This is a genomic window from Streptomyces ziwulingensis, from assembly GCF_039542605.1.
GTDB lineage: Bacteria > Actinomycetota > Actinomycetes > Streptomycetales > Streptomycetaceae > Streptomyces > Streptomyces ziwulingensis.
The window spans coordinates 59,759-80,273 of sequence record NZ_BAABIG010000072.1; the positions used below are offsets into that span (position 1 = coordinate 59,759).

The 20,515-nt window shown below is 72.1% G+C and carries 11 protein-coding genes; 10 read left to right on the forward strand and 1 reads right to left on the reverse strand.

The features are described from left to right. The first annotated feature begins 212 nt into the window (after nt 1–212). From ABEB00_RS29755 to ABEB00_RS29790, 8 genes are all read left to right on the forward strand, one after another. Complete coding sequence (locus ABEB00_RS29755; protein ID WP_345623638.1) at nt 213–3,374, forward strand: putative bifunctional diguanylate cyclase/phosphodiesterase; 3,162 nt, start codon at nt 213–215, stop codon at nt 3,372–3,374. Nucleotides 3,375–3,671: 297 nt separating this feature from the next. Further along, nucleotides 3,672–5,519, forward strand: coding sequence for an acetolactate synthase large subunit (locus ABEB00_RS29760; RefSeq protein WP_345623639.1), 1,848 nt, complete (start codon nt 3,672–3,674; stop codon nt 5,517–5,519). A 21-nt stretch (nt 5,520–5,540) separates the two neighbouring features. Further along, complete coding sequence (ilvN, locus tag ABEB00_RS29765; RefSeq protein WP_345623641.1) at nt 5,541–6,065, forward strand: acetolactate synthase small subunit; 525 nt, start codon at nt 5,541–5,543, stop codon at nt 6,063–6,065. 127 nt (nt 6,066–6,192) lie between these two features. After that, a complete protein-coding gene (gene ilvC / locus ABEB00_RS29770) occupies nt 6,193–7,191 on the forward strand; it encodes a ketol-acid reductoisomerase (protein WP_345623642.1) in 999 nt (332 codons plus the stop codon). Nucleotides 7,192–7,456: 265 nt separating this feature from the next. Further along, the gene (gene serA / locus ABEB00_RS29775; RefSeq protein ID WP_345623643.1) at nt 7,457–9,046 is read left to right on the forward strand and encodes a phosphoglycerate dehydrogenase; all 1,590 of its coding nucleotides are present in this window, start codon (nt 7,457–7,459) and stop codon (nt 9,044–9,046) included. Between the two features lie 219 nt (nt 9,047–9,265). After that, nucleotides 9,266–13,048 (forward strand): hypothetical protein, encoded by a 3,783-nt coding sequence (locus ABEB00_RS29780; RefSeq protein WP_345623645.1) that lies wholly within the window; start codon nt 9,266–9,268, stop codon nt 13,046–13,048. Next, nucleotides 13,045–17,241, forward strand: a complete 4,197-nt coding sequence (locus tag ABEB00_RS29785) for a hypothetical protein (RefSeq protein ID WP_345623647.1) — start codon at nt 13,045–13,047, stop codon at nt 17,239–17,241. Before ABEB00_RS29780 ends, ABEB00_RS29785 begins: the two co-directional genes overlap by 4 nt. Nucleotides 17,242–17,277: 36 nt before the next feature. Continuing rightward, complete coding sequence (locus ABEB00_RS29790) at nt 17,278–18,078, forward strand: chymotrypsin family serine protease (protein ID WP_345623649.1); 801 nt, start codon at nt 17,278–17,280, stop codon at nt 18,076–18,078. Between the two features lie 13 nt (nt 18,079–18,091). Here ABEB00_RS29790 and ABEB00_RS29795 read toward each other — a convergent pair whose 3' ends face one another. Next, on the reverse strand, nt 18,092–19,309 hold the full coding sequence (locus ABEB00_RS29795; protein WP_425586589.1) for a PucR family transcriptional regulator: 1,218 nt from the start codon (nt 19,307–19,309) through the stop codon (nt 18,092–18,094). 134 nt (nt 19,310–19,443) lie between these two features. Between ABEB00_RS29795 and ABEB00_RS29800 the strand changes: the two genes are divergently transcribed. Both ABEB00_RS29800 and ABEB00_RS29805 read left to right on the forward strand, forming a co-directional pair. Next, nucleotides 19,444–20,370, forward strand: a complete 927-nt coding sequence (locus ABEB00_RS29800) for a proline dehydrogenase family protein (RefSeq protein ID WP_345623654.1) — start codon at nt 19,444–19,446, stop codon at nt 20,368–20,370. Further along, complete coding sequence (locus ABEB00_RS29805) at nt 20,363–20,503, forward strand: hypothetical protein (RefSeq protein WP_345623655.1); 141 nt, start codon at nt 20,363–20,365, stop codon at nt 20,501–20,503. Before ABEB00_RS29800 ends, ABEB00_RS29805 begins: the two co-directional genes overlap by 8 nt. The last annotated feature ends 12 nt before the right edge of the window (nt 20,504–20,515 follow it).

Consider the following 20,515-nt stretch of genomic DNA (forward strand, 5'->3'; position numbering starts at 1 on the left):
CGGCCCTGGTGCCGGGCCGCACGCGGACGCGGTCAGCACGGCCACCGAGGCGGCCAGCACCACCAGGGCCACCATCACCACGGCCATCATCACCACGGCAACCACCGTCACGGCCCGCACCAGCGCAGGCACGGCGGCAGCCGCCGGGGCCATGCCCATCCAGCGCCCGCGGCCTCGCGGGCGACGGGCACCGCGTGGACGGGGAGGCTCCGGTGACCTCGCCACCGCCTTCCGCACCCGCGCTCGACGGAGCACCGCGCACCCGGTCCGCGCCGGGGCCGCTGCCGCTCCGTCCGCCGGCCGGGGCCGGCGGATCGGGCCTGGCCCGGCAGTTGACGCTGATCCTGCTCTGCGCGGGATACGGCATCGGGTCCGCGCTCGGCTGGGGCTCTCCCCGTCTGGCCACCGTCATGGGTGACTTCGGGCTGGGCGCCGCGGCCGGGGCCGCCGCCGTCTCCTGCTTCCTCTACGCGCGCAGCCGCCGGGTCTGCTTCCGGCCGGCCTGGCTGCTCTTCGCCGTCTCCTCGGCGATGGCGGCCCTGGGCAACATCGTCTGGGGGTGGTACGAGGTCGTGCTGGAGCAGCCCGTACCCAGCCCCAGCTACGCGGACCTGTTCTTCCTGTGCTTCGCGCCGCCGGCCATCGTGGGCCTGCTGGTCTTCGCCAAACGGCCGGTGACCCGGGCGGGCTGGGTCTGCCTCGGCCTGGACGCCTGGCTGATCGGCGGTTCGCTGCTGACGCTGGCCTGGAGCCTGGCGCTCGCCCAGGCCGCCAAGGTCGACGGGTCGAGCGTGGCGCACACCGCGCTGTCGCTCGCCTATCCGCTGCTCGACATCGCGCTGGTCAGCATCGTGCTCGCGCTGCACTTCCGGCGCACCCCCGTGTACCGCTCCGCGGTGAACACCGCGATCGGCGCGCTCGCGCTGACCGTGATGTGCGACGCCCTGTTCACCTCGCCGCTGCTGCACCACGACTACCGCTCCGGACAGCTCCTGGACGCCGGCTGGTTCGCCGGCTCGCTGCTGCTGGCGTACGCGCCGTGGGCCGCGCGCCGGGCCGGCGCGCGGCAGGACACCGCCGGGCCCGCCGCCGGACCCGGCGGACACACCCGCGTGGTGCACGAGCACGTACCCGGACAGCGCGGCGCCGCCGCCCGCCAGCCGGTGCCGTCCGCGCCGGGCGACGAGCCGGGCCGCTACCCGGCCGCCCGGCCCATCGCCGGTTCGCTGGGCGCGCTCACGCCCTACCTCGCCGCCGCCGTCTGCACCCTGGGCATCCTCTACAACGTCCTCAACGGCCGCAGCGTCGACCGCGTGGTGCTGCTGACCGGCGGCACGGTCGTGCTGGCGCTCGTCGTGCGCCAGGGCATCATGCTGCTCGACAACATCACCCTCACCCAGGAACTGGCGCAGAAGGAGAACCACTTCCGCTCCCTGGTGCAGGGCTCCAGCGACGTCATCATGATCGCCGCGCCCAACGGCATCCTGCGCTACGTCTCCCCGGCCGCCGCCGGGGTCTACGGACGCTCCGCCGAGGACCTCGTCGGCAGCGAACTGGCCGGCCTCATCCACCCGGAGGACCTGGGCTGCGTGGTGCACGAGGTGCGCCGCTTCCTCGCCGCCACCCCCGGCGAGGAACCCACCACCCGCATCGAGTGCCGCTTCCGCTCCGGCGACGACGGCTGGCTCAACGTCGAGTCCACCGTCAACCGCCACCACGGCGGCCTCATCTTCAACAGCCGGGACGTCACCGAGCGAGTCCGCCTCCAGGCACAGCTCCAGCACAACGCCGAACACGACCCGCTCACCGACCTGCCCAACCGAGCCCTGTTCACCAAGCGCGTCCAGCAGGCCCTGTCCGGCCGCCGCGCCTCCGACCGGGGCGCCGCCCTGCGCGGCACCGCGGTCCTCTTCATCGACCTCGACGGCTTCAAGGCCGTCAACGACACCATCGGGCACCAGGCCGGGGACGAACTGCTGATCCACGCCGCCCGCCGGCTCCACGAGGCGGTCCGCCAGGGCGACACCGCCTCCCGGCTCGGCGGCGACGAGTTCGCGGCGCTGATCGTCGGCGACGGCACCCGCGACCGCACCGCCCGGGAACGGCACATCGTGGAGCTGGCCGACCGCCTCCGGCTGACGCTGTCCCAGCCCTACCTCATCGACGGCAACGACGTCCGGGTCAACGCCTCCATCGGCGTCGCCTTCGCCGAACCCGGCCTCGGCGCGGGTGAACTGCTGCGCAACGCCGACCTCGCGATGTACCGCGCCAAGGCGGGCGGCAAGGGCCGCGTCGAGCTGTACAAGCCGCAGATGCAGCAGGACGTCGTACGCAAGGCCGAGCTGGCCACGCGTCTGCGGGCCGCGCTGCACGACGGCGAGTTCGCGCTGCTGCACCAGCCCGTGGTGTGCCTGGAGGACGGCCGGATCACGGCGGTCAGTGCCCAGGCGCGCTGGCGCTCCTCCCAGGGGGTGCTCTTCACCCCGGCCGAGTTCGTGCGGGTGGCCGAGGACGGGGACAAGACCGCCGAACTCGACCGCTGGGTGCTCCAGGAAGCGGTCGAGCAGGCCGCCGAGCGGGCGGCGACCGGCCTGGGCGCCCCCGTCGCCGTCCGGATCGGCGCCCGCCGCCTGCTGGACCGCTCGATGCCGTTCAGCTCGGTGGAGGCGCTGCTGACCCGGCACTGCCTGCCGCCCGGCTCCCTGGTGATAGAGGTGTCCGACCTCGACCCCCGGCTCGGCATGGACGAGCTGGAGCGCCGGCTGAACGCGCTCAGGCGGGCCGGCGTGCACATCGCGCTCGACGGCTTCGGCAGCGGCTACGCGGCTCTCACGGCCCTGCGCAGGCTCCCGGTCGACGTCCTCAAGCTCGACCGCGGGCTGGTCGAGGGGGTCGTCGAGTCCGCCCGGCTGCACAAGATCACCAGTGGGCTGCTCCGGATCGCCGCCGACCTCGGCCTGAAGTCCGTGGCCGACGGGGTGGACCTGCCCGAGCAGGTCGTCGCCCTGCGCGCGATGGGCTGTACGCACGGGCAGGGCATGGCGTTCTCCGGCCCGCTGGACGAGCACCGGCTGCGCCGGGTGCTCGGCACCGGCCGCTACGAGGTGCCGCGCGGACCGGCCGAGCCCGCCTTCGCGGGCGGCTCCGGCGGCTACCCCGTCGCGGCCTCCGGCGGCCTGGCGAGCGGCGTTCCCACAGGTGTCAACGCCGGGGTCAACGGTGCGGTCAACAGCGGGGTCGGCGGGGTCGGCGGGGGCGTCGCGGGGGGCCTCGCCAGCGGTGTCGGCACCGGTGTGCCCGCCCCGATGCCGATGGCTTTCGGCGGCGGCACGACACTGCGCTCACATAATGAGACTCCCGTCCCACCCACTTGACAGTGGGTGCGTGCCGGGGGGAGGGTCAGTGCCATGCGCACCCGAATTCTCGTACTTGGAAAGCGCGTCGGCTGAAGCTGGTGACGTCCGGACAACCCGGAACTCCCAGCGACCCACACCCGGCGCGCTCCCCTCGCTTGCCTTTTGGCACGAGGGGTTTTTTGTTGCACAGGCACCTGTCGCACGATGCTCACACACCGCGCGAAACCCACTGAAACCGCAGCTCCACCTCTCAGCCGCACACCCTCAGCTCAAAACCCTCAGCTTCACACCCTCAGCATCGAGAAGAGAATGCCGATGACCGAGCAGGCCACCGGGGCCCCTCACCCGCAGCCGCGGCCCCGTTCCGGAGGACAGCAGTCCGCCCCCGAGCACGTCACGGGCGCGCAGTCCCTCATCCGCTCTCTCGAGGAGGTCGGCGCCGACACGGTATTCGGCATTCCCGGTGGCTGCATCCTCCCGGCGTACGACCCGCTGATGGACTCCACCCGCGTCCGCCACATCCTGGTCCGGCACGAGCAGGGCGCCGGCCACGCGGCCGAGGGCTACGCGCTGGCCACCGGCAAGGTCGGGGTCTGCATGGCGACCTCCGGGCCCGGCGCGACCAACCTGGTCACACCGCTCGCCGACGCCCACATGGACTCCGTGCCGATGGTCGCGATCACCGGCCAGGTCGCCTCCAAGGCGATCGGCACGGACGCCTTCCAGGAGGCGGACATCGTCGGCATCAGCATGCCGATCACCAAGCACAACTTCCTGGTCACCAAGGCCGACGACATCCCGCGGGTGATCGCGCAGGCGTTCCACATCGCCTCCACCGGCCGCCCCGGCCCGGTCCTGGTCGACATCGCCAAGGACGCCCTCCAGGCGAAGACGACCTTCTCCTGGCCGCCCGTCATGGACCTGCCCGGCTACCGCCCGGTGACCAAGCCGCACGCCAAGCAGATCCGCGAGGCCGCCAAGCTGATCACCGCCGCCCAGCGGCCGGTCCTCTACGTCGGCGGCGGCGTCCTCAAGGCCGGCGCCACCGCCGAGCTGAAGGTCCTCGCCGAGCTGACCGGCGCGCCCGTCACCACCACCCTGATGGCGCTGGGCGCCTTCCCCGACAGCCACCCCCAGCACCTGGGGATGCCGGGCATGCACGGCTCCGTCGCCGCCGTCACCGCGCTGCAGAAGGCCGACCTGATCGTCGCCCTCGGCGCCCGCTTCGACGACCGCGTCACCGGCAAGCTGGACAGCTTCGCCCCGCACGCCAGGATCGTGCACGCCGACATCGACCCGGCGGAGATCGGCAAGAACCGCGAGGCCGACGTGCCGATCGTGGGCGACGCCCGCGAGGTCCTCGCCGACCTGGTGCAGGCCGTGCAGAAGGAGCACAGCGAGGGCCAGCGGGGCGACTACGCGGCCTGGTGGAAGGACCTGAACCGCTGGCGCGAGACCTACCCGCTCGGCTACGAGCAGCCCGACGACGGCTCGCTCTCCCCGCAGCAGGTCATCGAGCGCATCGGACAGCTCGCCCCCGAGGACACGGTCTTCACGGCGGGCGTCGGCCAGCACCAGATGTGGGCCGCGCACTTCATCCAGTACGACAAGCCCGCCACCTGGCTCAACTCCGGCGGCGCCGGAACCATGGGCTACGCCGTCCCGGCCGCCCTGGGCGCCAAGGCGGGGGCCCCGTCGAAGACCGTCTGGGCCATCGACGGCGACGGCTGCTTCCAGATGACCAACCAGGAGCTGACCACCGCCGCCCTGAACAACATCCCGATCAAGGTCGCCATCATCAACAACGGCGCCCTCGGGATGGTCCGCCAGTGGCAGACCCTCTTCTACAACCAGCGGTACTCCAACACGGTGCTGCACTCCGGCCCCGACGACGCCGGCCGGGCGGCCCGCGGCACCCGCGTCCCCGACTTCGTCAAGCTGTCGGAGGCCATGGGCTGCTACGCCATCCGCTGCGAGGACCCGGCCGACCTCGACAAGGTCATCGAGGAGGCGAACTCCGTCAACGACCGGCCGGTCGTCGTGGACTTCATCGTCCACGAGGACGCGATGGTCTGGCCGATGGTCGCCGCCGGCACCTCCAACGACGAGATCATGGCCGCGCGGGACGTCCGCCCCGACTTCGACGACAACGAAGACGACTGAGAGCCGTAAAGGAAGCAGCCCATGTCCAAGCACACGCTCTCCGTCCTGGTGGAGAACAAGCCGGGCATCCTGGCCCGGATCGCCGCCCTCTTCTCCCGCCGCGGCTTCAACATCGACTCGCTCGCCGTCGGCGTCACCGAGCATCCCGACATCTCCCGCATCACCATCGTCGTGGGGGTGGAGGAACTGCCGCTGGAGCAGGTCACCAAGCAGCTCAACAAGCTGGTCGAGGTGCTGAAGATCGTCGAGCTGGAGCCGGACCACGCCGTCCAGCGCGAACTCGTCCTGGTGAAGGTGCGCGCCGACAACGAGACGCGCTCCCAGATCGTCGAGATCGTCCAGCTCTTCCGCGCCAAGACCGTCGACGTCTCCCCGGAGGCCGTGACGATCGAGGCCACCGGCTCGGGCGACAAGCTCTCCGCCATGCTCAAGATGCTGGAACCGTACGGCATCAAGGAGCTGGTCCAGTCCGGCACGATCGCCATCGGCCGCGGTGCCCGTTCGATCACGGACCGCTCGCTGCGCGCGCTCGACCGTTCCGCGTAGGACACCAGGAAAACCGGGCGGCCGGCCCCGATCCGGCGGCCGCCCGTATGCCGAGACCCCGAAACTTCCCGTCCCCCCACCGGCATACGGTGGGACGCGACACCCGCACACAAGGAGTGAACCCAAAGTGGCCGAGCTGTTCTACGACGCCGACGCCGACCTGTCCATCATCCAGGGCCGCAAGGTCGCGGTCATCGGTTACGGCAGCCAGGGCCACGCCCACGCCCTGTCGCTGCGCGACTCCGGCGTCGACGTGCGCGTCGGTCTGCACGAGGGCTCCAAGTCCAAGGCCAAGGCCGAGGAGCAGGGCCTGCGCGTGGTGAGCCCCGCCGAGGCCGCCGCCGAGGCCGACGTCATCATGATCCTCGTCCCGGACCCGATCCAGGGCCAGGTCTACGAGGAGCACATCAAGGACAACCTGAAGGACGGCGACGCCCTGTTCTTCGGCCACGGCCTGAACATCCGCTACGGCTTCATCAAGCCGCCGGCCGGCGTGGACGTCTGCATGGTCGCCCCGAAGGGTCCGGGCCACCTGGTGCGCCGCCAGTACGAGGAGGGCCGCGGCGTTCCCTGTATCGCCGCCGTCGAGCAGGACGCCACCGGCAACGCCTTCGAGCTGGCCCTGTCGTACGCCAAGGGCATCGGCGGCACCCGCGCCGGCGTCATCAAGACGACCTTCACCGAGGAGACCGAGACCGACCTCTTCGGCGAGCAGGCCGTCCTCTGCGGTGGCACCGCGGCCCTGGTCAAGGCGGGCTTCGAGACGCTGACCGAGGCCGGCTACCAGCCGGAGATCGCCTACTTCGAGTGCCTGCACGAGCTGAAGCTGATCGTGGACCTCATGTACGAGGGCGGCCTGGAGAAGATGCGCTGGTCGATCTCCGAGACCGCCGAGTGGGGCGACTACGTCACCGGCCCGCGGATCATCACCGACGCCACCAAGGCCGAGATGAAGAAGGTCCTCGCCGAGATCCAGGACGGCACCTTCGCCAAGAACTGGATGGACGAGTACCACGGCGGTCTGAAGAAGTACAACGAGTACAAGAAGCAGGACTCCGAGCACCTGCTGGAGACCACCGGCAAGGAGCTGCGCAAGCTCATGAGCTGGGTCGACGAGGAGGCGTAAGCCGCCCGCCCGAGGGGCCGGAGCAACCCGCTCCGGCCCCTTCGGCGAACCCCGGGTAACGTCGTGGGTGCGGCGTTGTCCATCCCGTCCGGCCACGGACGGGTGATCCTTCCGCAGAGGCGCAAGACGACCTGGGTCGCGCCACTACACTGCGGGACTACATACGCGTCAGGCCCACAGTGTCGTGCGTCTTCCACGCGGTAGCCAACCTCCACCGCCTGCGGCCGTCGGGACGGCCGTCCGCATTGGACCTGTGAGGACTCACGTGAGCTCGAAACCTGTCGTACTCATCGCTGAAGAGCTGTCGCCCGCGACCGTGGACGCGCTTGGCCCCGACTTCGAGATCCGCCACTGCAACGGCGCGGACCGGGCCGAGCTGCTGCCCGCCCTCGCCGACGTGGACGCGATCCTGGTCCGCTCCGCCACCAAGGTCGACGCCGAGGCCATCGCCGCCGCGGGCCGGCTCAAGGTCGTCGCGCGGGCCGGCGTCGGTCTGGACAACGTCGACGTCTCCGCCGCCACCAAGGCCGGCGTGATGGTCGTCAACGCCCCGACCTCCAACATCGTGACCGCCGCCGAACTGGCCTGCGGTCTGATCGTCGCCACCGCCCGCAACATCCCGCAGGCCAACGCCGCGCTGAAGAACGGCGAGTGGAAGCGGAGCAAGTACACCGGTGTCGAGCTGGCCGAGAAGACCCTCGGCGTGGTGGGCCTGGGCCGCATCGGCGCCCTCGTCGCGCAGCGCATGTCCGCCTTCGGCATGAAGGTCGTCGCCTACGACCCCTACGTGCAGCCCGCGCGGGCCGCCCAGATGGGCGTCAAGGTGCTCTCCCTGGACGAGCTGCTCGAGGTCTCCGACTTCATCACCGTCCACCTGCCCAAGACCCCCGAGACCCTCGGTCTGATCGGCGACGAGGCGCTGCGCAAGGTCAAGCCGAGCGTCCGCATCGTCAACGCCGCGCGCGGCGGCATCGTCGACGAGGAGGCGCTGTACTCGGCGCTCAAGGAGGGCCGCGTCGCCGGCGCCGGCCTCGACGTGTACGCCAAGGAGCCCTGCACGGACTCGCCGCTGTTCGAGTTCGACCAGGTCGTCGCCACCCCGCACCTCGGTGCCTCCACCGACGAGGCGCAGGAGAAGGCGGGCATCGCCGTCGCCAGGTCGGTCCGCCTCGCCCTCGCCGGTGAACTGGTCCCCGACGCGGTCAACGTCCAGGGCGGGGTCATCGCCGAGGACGTCAAGCCCGGCCTGCCGCTCGCCGAGCGCCTCGGCCGCATCTTCACCGCGCTCGCCGGTGAGGTCGCCGTCCGCCTCGACGTCGAGGTCTACGGCGAGATCACCCAGCACGACGTGAAGGTGCTGGAGCTCTCCGCGCTCAAGGGCGTCTTCGAGGACGTCGTCGAGGAGACCGTCTCCTACGTCAACGCCCCGCTCTTCGCCCAGGAGCGCGGCGTCGAGGTGCGGCTGACGACCAGCTCCGAGTCGGCCGAGCACCGCAACGTGGTCACCGTGCGCGGCACCCTCTCCAGCGGCGAGGAGGTGTCGGTCTCCGGCACCCTGGCCGGCCCGAAGCACCTGCAGAAGCTGGTCGCCGTCGGCGAGTACGACATCGACCTCGCGCTCACCGACCACATGGTCGTCCTGCGCTACGAGGACCGCCCCGGTGTGGTCGGCACCGTCGGCCGCATCCTCGGCGAGGCCGGTCTCAACATCGCCGGCATGCAGGTCGCCCGCGCGGCGGTCGGCGGCGAGGCGCTCGCCGTGCTCACCGTCGACGACACGGTGGGCCCCGCGGTGCTGAGCGAGGTAGCGGCGGAGATCGGGGCGACCTCCGCCCGCTCCGTCAACCTGGTCTGACGACCGCCCTCGGACGCCGGACGGGCTGAACTCCACAGCCCGTCCGGCGTTCTCGCGTATCCGGACGGTGCGCGGCGCGCGTACCGCCATGGTCGCGACCTCGCTTCCGGAGCGTCAACGGAGGGTGCGGCAAACCACCCTTGCGAAGGAACCTCCGCAGCGCCATCTTCGCTACTCTCTGTAATTGAGTGAGCGCTTGATGCGAGGCAAGGAGCCCCGGTGACCTCTACGAATCCACTTCCGGCCCCCGTCAGGCTGCTGCGCAAAGAAGACCTCCTGGATCTGCACATCAGCTTCGTCGGGCTGCGGCTCAGGGACCCGGTGCTCGGCCGGCGCACCCTGCTCCGCGACGACCCGGCCGTCGAGGGCCGGCTGATCGTGACCCTGGGACCCCAGCACCTCACCGAACGGGCGTACTTCGAGAGCGCGGGGGACGAACTGCCCGCGGCGGGCGAGCCGGGAACGGGCGAGCCCCATGAGCCGCCGCCGGTGCCGGCGCGGATCGGCGGGCGCAGCGCGCTGGTGTTCGCGGTAGGCGAGCAGGACGTCATCGAGTACTCGTCCACCGGGCTGCTGACCGCCATGCGGACCCTGCCGCTGCGCGTGGTCGACGCCGCCCGAGCGCGGCTCGTGCCCTCCGCCGCCGCGCTGTTGGGGGAGGCGGTCGCGGATCGCGACGCCCTGTCCGTGCTGCGGGCGGTGCGCGCACTGGCCGAACTCAGTGCCCGGTACGGCGAGAGGACGGCGCTCGGGGCCGTCCTCGGCAGGCGGGCCGCCACCTCCGCGTCTCTCGCCGGCACGGCCACCGCCTCGCCGGTGGCCGGTTCCCCGTCGGCCGGTTCCCCGTCGGCCGCTGCCGGGTCCGACCCGAAGCCGGTCCCCGAGAACCCGCTCGCCGACCCGGCCGACCTCCGCACCGGTATCGAGTTGCCCTACCGGCTGCTGCTCTCTCCCACCGAGGACGCGCGGTGGACGCACACCACCGAGCCGCCCGCGCCGCAGCCGCAGGACCGGGTTCCGCTGTGGCACACCAGTCTGCGCCACGAGACCGCGCGGGTGGTGTGGACCCGGGAACCCGGCTTCGCCCCGCCGGAGGTCGAGCTGCCGGATCCGCGTCAGTACGAGTTCCGGATGGCGCTGGACTCCCGGGACCGGCATCAGCTCACGCATCTGACCTCGAACCACACCCTCACCGGTGATAAGGACCCCGCACCCCTGGACGTGCGGAATCTGACCCTGTCCAGCCTCGGCGGCTGGCTGGACTCGAACGGCCGGTGGCCGGTGCCACCGGCAGGGCTGGACGTCACCCAGTGGCGGCACCGCGCGGCCCAGGGCCGGGACCACTACGTGCGCGTGATGTACGCCGGGCTGCTGTGCCCGTTCGGGCACCGGGCCGAGCTGGTCAAGATCACTGAGCGTGCGTTCGACCACGACCGCCCGGACAGCGGGGCGTACTTGCGCCAGCGGATGTTCGTCGTGGTGCGCGAGCCGGTCATCGACTACGAGGACGAGGTGCTCGGCGGCGGCGCCCCGCCGCAGGAGCGGCTGGATCTGCTGTTCCCGTTCACCAGCGTGCAGTTGCTCACCGCGGTGACCCCGGAGCTTGCCGATCCGGTCAACCTGGACGGCGTCCTGCCGCACGGCCACGCGTTCTTCCCGGTACCGAGCGGAAAGAACCCGGCCGAGCCGCGCGACGCCTTCCGGTTCGGGGTCAGCGCGCTGGACCGGGACGGGCGGCTGCTGGAGTTCCGGATGCCGCTGCTGTTCCTGGGGAAGACCGCGCACGAGGTCCCGGCCGACCTGAGCACCGTCATCCAGCAGTACAACGAGCAGGACGGCGGCCCCACCTCGCAGCCACCGGATCCGGGCGCCCCGGTCGCGCGGGTGGCCGCCGAACTGCGCGGTCAGTCGGTGGCACTGGCGCCGAGCACGGTGCCGGGCGACACCGCGCTGAACGTCACCGACGTGGTGTGGGGTATGGAGACCACCGAGGCGCTCCAGGGCAGGAACAGCGACACCGACCCCCGGTTCGTGCCCCGGCTGCGCTGGGCGCGGGCCGAGCTGCCGCAGGTCGGCCGCCTCAGCGCGAGCGGCATCGTCGGGCCGGTGCCGGTGCGCTACCCGTCCCCGTACGCGCGGCATGGCATCGACGGTGACGGCAACCGCGGTGAGCTGTTCGTGGAGCTGGTCGACACCGTGCCGATGAACTTCCACCAGGGCGGCGAGAAGTCCGGTGCGCTCGTGACACCGAGCTTCACCGTGGCCGGGGTCTCCCGGCTGACCGGGCCGGTCGCGGCACCCGAGCGGACCCGGCCGGCCGGCCGGGCCGGTCCCCTCCCGCTGGACGTCGACAAGTTCGACTGGGCGACGATCGCGCAGGGCGGGTTCGACCCGAAGGCGTTCTTCGGTGGGTTCTTCGGCGAGGACGCCAAGCTCTTCGGCATCATCCGGCTGGAGGAGCTGCTGGAGGCGACGGGTCTGAGCCTGGACAATCTCCAGGCACCCAACTTCTTCACCGAGACGGTCGACGCGGTGACCGGCTTCCTGGGCGATCTGCGCCGCACCCGCGGGCTCACCGCCGCGCTGGAGGGGCTGTTCCCGGAGATCGCCGACCTGGTGATCAGGACCACCGACGCGGCAGCGATCTTCGCCGAGACGCTGGTGGCGTTCATCGCCGGACAGCTCAAGGGCGACGAGGGGGCACCGGCTCTGGCGGACGTGGAAAATGCGTTCGAGGCGATTTCGGCGGCGCTGACCACGCTGCTCGACCATCTGCCCGCCGAGGCGGACCCGGGTGTCCGGGGCGTACTGGAGCGGGTGCGGCAGCAGGTGGCGACCTGGGAGGACGCGGTGGGCGGCGCACTGGCGCTCAAGCAGGCCGTGGAACTTGCCGCGCTCGGCGCCAAGCTGCCCGACGTGGTCAACGCCCGCATGGAATGGGCCCCCGAGCTGAACGACTGGCCGCCCCCGCCCAAAGCCCCGGTCTTCCGGCTCCGCAACGGCCGAGCCGGGCATCTGACCCTGGTGGTGGACAAGCGGGGCGCGCTGCGTCCGGACGTGCCCCAGGGCGCCGAGGTGACCTGCACACTGTCCGACTTCGAGCTGCTGCTGGTGCCCGGTGTCCTCCAGGGGCTGGAGCTGCACTTCGAGCGGATCCGGTTCAGCATGAGGGCCGGCCGGAAGCCGGACATCGAGGTGAAGTTCGGCGGGGTCAGATTCGTCAACGAGCTGTCCTTCGTGGAGACCCTGCGCGAGCTGATCCCGCTGGACGGGTTCAGCGACCCGCCGTCGGTCGACGTGACGGCCGCGGGTATCACCGCCACCTACTCCATGCCGCTGCCGAGCGCCGCCGTCGGTGTGTTCAGCCTGGAGAACATCGCGCTGAACGCCTCTCTCCAGGTGCCGTTCCTCGGCGGTTCACTGGAGGTGGGGTTCGCCTTCTGCCGCCGGGAGGCACCCTTCAGGCTGACCGTCTCGATGCTGGGCGGCGGCGGGTACTTCGGGATCGTGCTGTCTCCGAAGGGGATCGTCGTCCTGGACGCGGCGCTGGAGTTCGGCGCGGCGGTCTCCCTCGACTTCGGCGTGGCCAGTGGCAGCCTGTCGGTGATGGCCGGGGTGTACTTCCGCCTGGAGGCCGGCAAGGACGTCAAGCTGGTCGGCTATCTCCGGGCCCGCGGCGAGGTGGACGTCCTCGGGATCGTGTCCGCCTCGATCGAGCTGTACATGGAGATCGGCTACGACCAGGGCTACGCCGTCGGCCGGGCCACCCTCACCATCAGCATCGAGATCGGTTTCTTCTCCGAGTCGGTGGAGATTTCCTGCGAGAAGCGGTTCGCGGGCTCGGGAGCCGGTACGGCGTCCCCGCCGCCGCTCGCCGCCGAGCCGGCCGTCGTGCCGCCGACGTTCGCCGACCTGATGTCGCCGTATCCCGATCCGGTGACCGGAGCGGAACGCGATCCGGCGTTCGAGTACTGCACGGCTTTCGCGGGGGTGACCGGATGACCGGGACGCGCACACTGCGCTGGACCGTCCTGCCGGACGGAGTGGTCGGCAAGGACGCCGCCGGCCGGGACCGCATCCGGTTCTCGGTCCTGATCACCCCGGTGCTGACGGGGTCGGACCGGCTCGACGGCTACGCCGGGCTGACCGACTGGCCGCGGACCCTGCGGGGCCTGACGCCGAGTCTGGCGCTGAACGTCCTGGACGGGGACACGGTCGTCGCCACCGTCACCTCTCTCACCCCGGACGACCGCTACCCGTCGGCCGACAGCGACGACTGGACGAGTCTGTTCCGCGCCGGCACCCCGGTGCGGCAGCCGAGGCGGCTGCAGGCCGGGGCCGTCGCCCCGGTCCGCAGGACGCTCCGCTCCTACCCGGGTTCGGCCGTGCACGAGCATGTCACCGCCCTGTACCGGGAGGTGGGGGTCGAGATGACCTCCCGGCGCATCGGTGTGGAGGCTGCCCTGCGCGAAGCGCGGGAGTGCGAGCCGCCCGCCCCCGACCCCGACGTCCACCAGGGCTGGCGGTTCCCGTCCGCCCACCTGGCCGGCCTGCTGATCGGCGAGGAGGTGCAGGACTTCGCGGCCGACCCGCGGCCGATGTACGAGCAGCTCGACGAACTCCTCGGTCCCGCCGGCGACGGAGGCGGAGGCGGCGGAGGTCCGCGGGTGGCGGCGGACCCCGGACCCGACGCGCTCACCCCGCGGGTGATGCACCGCGACGGCAACCCGGCGTACGAGCCGCTGGCCAAGCCCTTCGCCTTCGCCGAGGCCCACCGCTTCTTCGACCGGCGGTCCGCGCCGGGCGAGCGGACCGCGGCCCCGGCCGCGCCCGAGGCCCACCGCATCGACTTCCACCAGGCCTGCGGCCTGCTCGGTGACTATCCCGAACTGCAGCGCCGGTTCGGCCTGGTCGTCGACCTCGTGTGCAGCGTGCCCGACGCGCTGGCGGACGGGCGGTCGCTCCAGGTCGGTTTCGACACCCACCCCGACCACCACACGCTGAACGCCCCCGGACTGCGTCCGCGGACCAGGGTGCGGTACGTGCCCGGCAGCAGGTTCGAGCCGCTGCCCGCCGACGAGGACACCCTCCGCACCGGGGTGCTCAACCTCGGCTCGGACGCCTGGCAGGTGACCGACCTCGACCTCGACGGCTCCGCCCTCAAGTACGTCGACTACGCCAGGGCGATCAAGGCGCTGCGGCAGGGCGACGTCAGCGACCAGGAGCCCGCGCGCAAACAGGTCGGCACGGGCACCCCGGCGGCTCGCGGCGGTGGACTCACCGTGCTGTGCAGGGCCGGTGACCGCAGGCTGGCAGACCGGATCGGCGCGGACGGACAACGCGGCGCCGCCGCCGTGGACGCGGAACTGCACGCCGAGGACCTGGTCCGGGGCTACCGGATCGACGTCGGCGTCGCGTCCCCCGCCGGAGAGGTCGACCGCTGGCACTCCCTGTGCCGGCGGCAGGGCGTCTACACCGTCCGCCACCCCGGTGAGCCGCCCGTCGCGCTCACCGTCGAACCGGACGAAGGCCACGTCAAAGCCAGCGCGGTGACCGCGACCGCGCCGGACGCCGACGAGATCTACGGCCACCAGGCCCTGTTCGGCTGGGAGGGCTGGAGCCTGGTCGCACCACGCCCCGGCAAGACGATCGGCCTGCGGGACCAGCCGGAGGCGGCCGACCCGCCGGTCTCCGCGGACATCCCGCTGGAGACCAGGTTCACCGCCCGGCCCGGCAGCCTGCCGGCGCTGCGCTACGGCCATACCTACCGGCTCCGGGCCAGGGTCGCCGACCTCGCGGGCAACGGACTCGACCACACCGCGGCCGTCCCCGAGGACCTGGTGACCCCGGCCGTCACCTACCTGCGCTGGGAACCCGTACCGCAGCCGGTGATCGTGCCGACGAAACCCTTCAACGAGGGCGAGTCCGCCGAGCGGCTGGTCATCCGCAGTACCGTCGAGGACGACGGCACCGAGATCTCCGCCCGGCTCTACAGCGCGCTGCGCGCGGACGTCCCCGACCACGGCACCCGGTCCGGCGTCGACGGACTGGACCGCGGCTACCGCCACCGCGACGAACGGCACCTCGCGCCCCCCAAGTGCGCGGTGCGGATGGCGGAGGAGCACGGCTGTTACGAACCGGCGTTCGGGCCGGACGTGCCCGAGCGGGTACGGCGCCGGTACTTCGCCTCGGCGGCCCGCGAGGCGGGGTCGTTCCTGGACACGGTGGTCACCGACCCCGAGAACCCCGGCCTCAGCACCGACCTGCTGCTGCGCCGCGAGATCCACGTGGCCAAGCACACCGTCCAGGACACCGAGCCGCTGACCCGGCTGCCGCTCGCGCACCGGGGTGCCGGGCTGAAGACGGGCGAGTTCGTCGTGCACGACGGTGACCGGCTGCTGCTGCCGTATCTGCCCGATCCGCTGGCCCGCGGCGTGTGCCTGCGCGGCCTGCCCGGCACCACCGGCAACACCCTCGTCCCCTTCTCCGGACCGTGGCCGCAGGCGAAGCCGTTCACCCTGCGCGTCGAGGAGGGCGAGGACGAGCCGCGGTTCCAGGACACCCCGCTGTGGCGGCGGCTCACGGTCTTCCTGGCGAAGAGCGAGACCGCCCGCGTCTACCTGAGCTGCTACCTCGACGCCGCGGACCTCGGCCTGCTCAATCAGTGGAGGCTGCTGACCCGCTCCGACTACTGGGCCGCTCTGGCCCAGCCGGACCGGGACTTCATCGCCCAGGCTTCGGCCGCCGGCGAGAACTGGCTGCTCACTCCGTGGGTGCGGCTCGACCTCGTCCACGCCGTCGAGAAGCCCCTGCGGGCACCGGAGCTGTCCCGGGCGGACATCTTCCGCTCCCAGGGGGAGACGACGGCCCGGCTCTCGGCCGAACTGGACACCCACGCGGACAGCACCGGCCAGGTGGACGTGCACGCCACCTGGAGCGAGTGGACCGACGACGTCACCCAGCCGGGGCCCCGGCGCTTCAGCCACGCGGCCCAACTGGACGAGACCACCGTGTCGCCCGGAGACGACCGGTCGAGCCTCTTCCTGCCCCACGAGTTCGGCGACACCCGGCACCGCGAACTCGTCTGCACACCGGTCGCCACGACCCGCTTCCGTGAGTACTTCCACCCCACGCTCACCGCCGACCCGAAACTGATCACCCGGACCGGCCCCGGTACCGGCGTCTCGGTACCGAGTTCCCGGCGTCCCGAACCACCGGACCCGGTCCTCCTCGTGCCCACCTTCCGCTGGTCGAGGACCGTGGACCGGCAGCGGGGGCGCGTCACCCAGACCCGCACCCACGCCGGCCTGCGGCTCTACCTGAACCGCCCGTGGTTCTCCTCGGGCGACGACGAACTGCTCGGTGTGCTCCTGGACCCGGACCGCGCACTGTCCGACCAGTACGCCACCCGCTGGGGCATCGACCCGGTATGGGCGGACACCACACCCATGCCCGCCCCGTCCGCGGCCAACTTCCCGAACGCCACCACGAAAGTCACCGGCGTCCCCCTCGCCGAGTCCACCGACACCGTCCCCCTCTCCACGTCCGTGGCCGCCTTCACCCCGGTTTTCGACGAGGACCGCCGCCTCTGGTACGCCGACATCGACATCGATCCGGGCACCGCCGACGCCACCGCCTACTTCCCGTTCCTCCGCCTGGCCGTGGCCCGCTACCAGCCCTTCGCCCTGCCCGGCCAGGAACTCTCCCCCGTCGTACCGGCCGAGTTCGCCCAACTGCCGCCCGACCGCACCCTCACCGCCGGCACCGTCGGCAACCGGCCCCGGCTGCGTCTGTCCGGACCGACCACCTTCAACCACCTCGGCGGGCGCGCCGGCACCGGCCTCGCCGCCGTGGCCGGCAGCCGGCGGGTGCGGGCCACATTGCAGAAGCGGACCGGCGGCGACGATCTCGACTGGCAGCCGGTCGGCGATCCCGTCGACCTGACCTGTGTGCCGGACGGCACCGGCTACGCCTGGACCGTCGACTTCCCCGACCGCCCCACCGAACTCCTGGCCCGCTACCGGTTCCTGGTCGAGGAACACGAGCTGTACCAGAGCGACGAGGACACCGCGACGGACACGGTGGTGGTGGCCGGCCTGCCGGTCCCGGCCGCGCGGCGCCTGATCCACGCCGACCATCTGCCGGTCGGAGGCGGGCTGCTGGGCGGAATCGTCATCGACACCGACGACCCGTGAGACACACACCGTGAGACACGAACCGTGGGAGCCACCATGCCGGCCTTCCTCCGCCGCATCGTCCTCGTTCTGCTGCTGATCCTCGGCGCCACGGCCCCGGCGGCCGCGGCGCCCCGTACCGCGGAACCGCCCCCGCCGCCGCCCGACCGCCGGCGCGACACCCAGCCCCACTGGGGCGGCGCGGCCCTCGCCAGGTTCGCCACCCCGGTGCGGTACTGGTGCACCTCCGGGTTCGCCGTGCGCACCAGAGACGGAAAGCAGGGCATGGTCACCGCCGGCCACTGCTTCGGCCAGGGCGTCCGCGTCGCCTCGGGCCGCACCCCCCTGGGCGAACCCAACGACTACGGCACCGTCAGCGAACGCAAGAACGACACCGCTCACGACATGGAGGTGATCACCGGCGTCAGCGCACCGCAGCTCTACGCACCCGGGATCTGGGTGGAGCCCCGCCTTCCCCGGTCCATCCGCGTGGTCGGCCGGGCCCCGGCCGCGACCGGCGACAAGGTGTGCTTCAGCGGCATGATGAGCAAGGAGGTCTGCGGTTTCGAGGTCATCAACCTGGACCGGGGTACCGCCTGCTCGGACCCGGAGCATCCCACCGACTGCACCGGCGGTCTCGCCCAGGCCCACCACCCGGACTTCGCCGGCTCGGACGGCGGTGACTCCGGCTCACCGGTCTACAAGCGGGACGCCAAGGGCAACGCGACCATCGTGGGCATGCTCATCGGCGGGGCTCCCAGAGATCCCACGCACCCCGCGCTCATTGTCTTCCACACCGTTCAGCAGCTCGAAGCCAGCGACGGCCTCGGCATCACCGTGCTCACCCAGAGACCCTGAACGCGGCACCGCGCTACAGGCGGTGCGCCTTGAGCGCCATGTGCAGCAGCAGCCGGTCCTCGCCGTCGTCCAGGTCCAGGGCGGTGAGCCGTTCGACGCGGGAGAGGCGGTAGTACAGGGTCTGGCGGTGGATGCCCAGTTCGGCGGCGGCGCGACCGGCCTGGCCGGCGCGGTCGAGGTAGACCTCGGCGGTGCGGGCCAGCTCGCGGTGGGCGGGGGAGAGCAGCTCCCGTACGGCCGGGTCCCGCGCCGCCTCCGGCGGTACCGCGGTGAGCAGGCGGAACGGGCCGATCGACGTCCATTCGGCGACCGGCGCGAAGCGGGGCTCCGCGAGCGCCGTCCGCGCCGCGGCCGACGCCTCCCGCCAGGCCGTGCCCAGCCCGGCGAGCCCGGTGCGCGCCGCGGAGATCCCGGCCGCCGGGCCGGGCGCGCCCGGCGCGGGGGAGCCGCCGAGGCCCGGCGCCCGCTCCAGCAGCCGGCCCGCCGCCGCCACCGCCGGGGCCGAAAGGTCCACCGAGCGGAGCCGGACCAGCAGCGCCAGGGAGTGTTCCGACGCTCCCCACGGCACCGTGCACAGCGCCGTCGCCCCCTGCACGGTACGGACCGAGGGCGCGTCCTGGGGGTCGGCGGACGGCCACGGCGCGACGCACACCACCATGTGCGGTCCCTCGGCGCGCGGGCCGAGGGCGGTGCGCAGCTCCGCGACGGCCATGTCCCGCTGCCAGTCCGGTCCGGCGGTGAGGACGGCCCGCAGTTCCCGGCTGAGACCGGCGCCCTGCCGGGCCTCGTCCGCGAGCAGGGCGCCGATCCGCCCCGCGACCCCCATGGCCGCCGTGAGCCGCCGTTCGGTCGGCCCCGGCTCGGACTCCAGCAGCCACACATAGCCGAGGACGACCCCGCGGTGGCGTACCGGCAGACAGATGCGGCCCCGGTGCACGCCCGCCTCCGGCGTCGGCGGGATGCGGACCGGACCGGTGGCCCGGGTGATGCCGAACCCCTCGAACCAGGCGCGGACGGCCGGTGTCGAGCGCCGGGTCAGGATCGAACGGGCCCGCACCGGGTCCAGGGCGGAGGCGTCCAGCGCCCCCTCGCTGTCGTACGCGCCGAAGGCGATCAGCTCGAAGTCACGGTTCTCCAGGGTCGCCGGAGCGCCCAGCAGCTCCGAGATCTCGTCGACCAGCTCCTGGTAGTCACCCGTGGAATCCGACGTCATCCGGGCATTCTCCCGCATTCCCGCGTGGTCTTCATACATCTGTCTGAGATATCCGGCACGGATGCGTGACAGGTGTCGATGGCCCGGGGTCCGAGGGATCCCTAGGTTTCGAGGTGGCTGAGCTTGTTCTTTTCGGTAAGTGGAGGTGGCCCGTGCTGGGTCCCGTGATTCTCGCCGCGTCGCGCAGCGACCGGATGCGACGCCTGGTGTCGGCGGCCCCGGTGACCAAGCAGGTCGTCGACCGCTTCATCCCCGGCGAGGACGTCGACGCGATCGTCCCGATCATCCGGGACCTCACCGGCCAGGGCCTGGAACTGACGATGGACGTCGTCGGCGAGGACATCACCACCCCCGCCCAGGCGGCGGCCGCCCGCGACGCCTACCTGGAGCTGATCGACCGGCTCAAGCCGCTGGACCTGGGCCCGCGCGCGGAGATGTCCGTGAAGCTGTCCATGTTCGGCCAGGCGCTGGACGGCGGCCACGAGCTGGCCCTCGCCAACGTCCGCCCGGTCGTCGAGGCCGCCGCCGGGATCGGCACCACGGTCACCCTGGACGCCGAGGACCACACCACCCTCGACTCGATGTTCGCCATCCACGGCGAGCTGCGCAAGGACTTCCCGCAGACCGGCTGCGTGATCCAGGCGTACCTGTTCCGCACCGAGGCCGACGCACGCCGGCTCGCCGCCGAGGGCAGTCGCGTACGGTTGGTGAAGGGCGCCTACAAGGAGCCCGCCGAAGTCGCGCACCAGGACAAGCACGAGATCGACAAGGCGTACGTCCGCGTCCTGCGCACGCTGATGCAGGGCGAGGGCTACCCGATGATCGGGTCCCACGACCCGCGCCTGATCACCATCGCGCAGGACCTCGCCCACCGCGCCGGGCGCAAGCCGGACGAGTACGAGTTCCAGATGCTCTACGGCATCCGCGGCGACGAGCACCTGCGGCTGGCCGCCGAGGGCCACCGGATGCGCGTCTACACCGCTTACGGAACCGACTGGTACGGCTACTTCATGCGGCGTCTCGCCGAGAAGCCCGCGAACCTGCGGTTCTTCGTCCGGAGCATGATCGGCCATGGCTGAACCGACCGAGCTGTGCCGCGGTGACTGCCGGGGGTCCGGGGGTCGCCCCCCGGGAAAGCACAGCATGCGGCGTCTCGCCGAGAAGCCCGCGAACCTGCGGTTCTTCGTCCGCTCGATGGTCAGCAAGGGCTGAGCCGCCCGCACC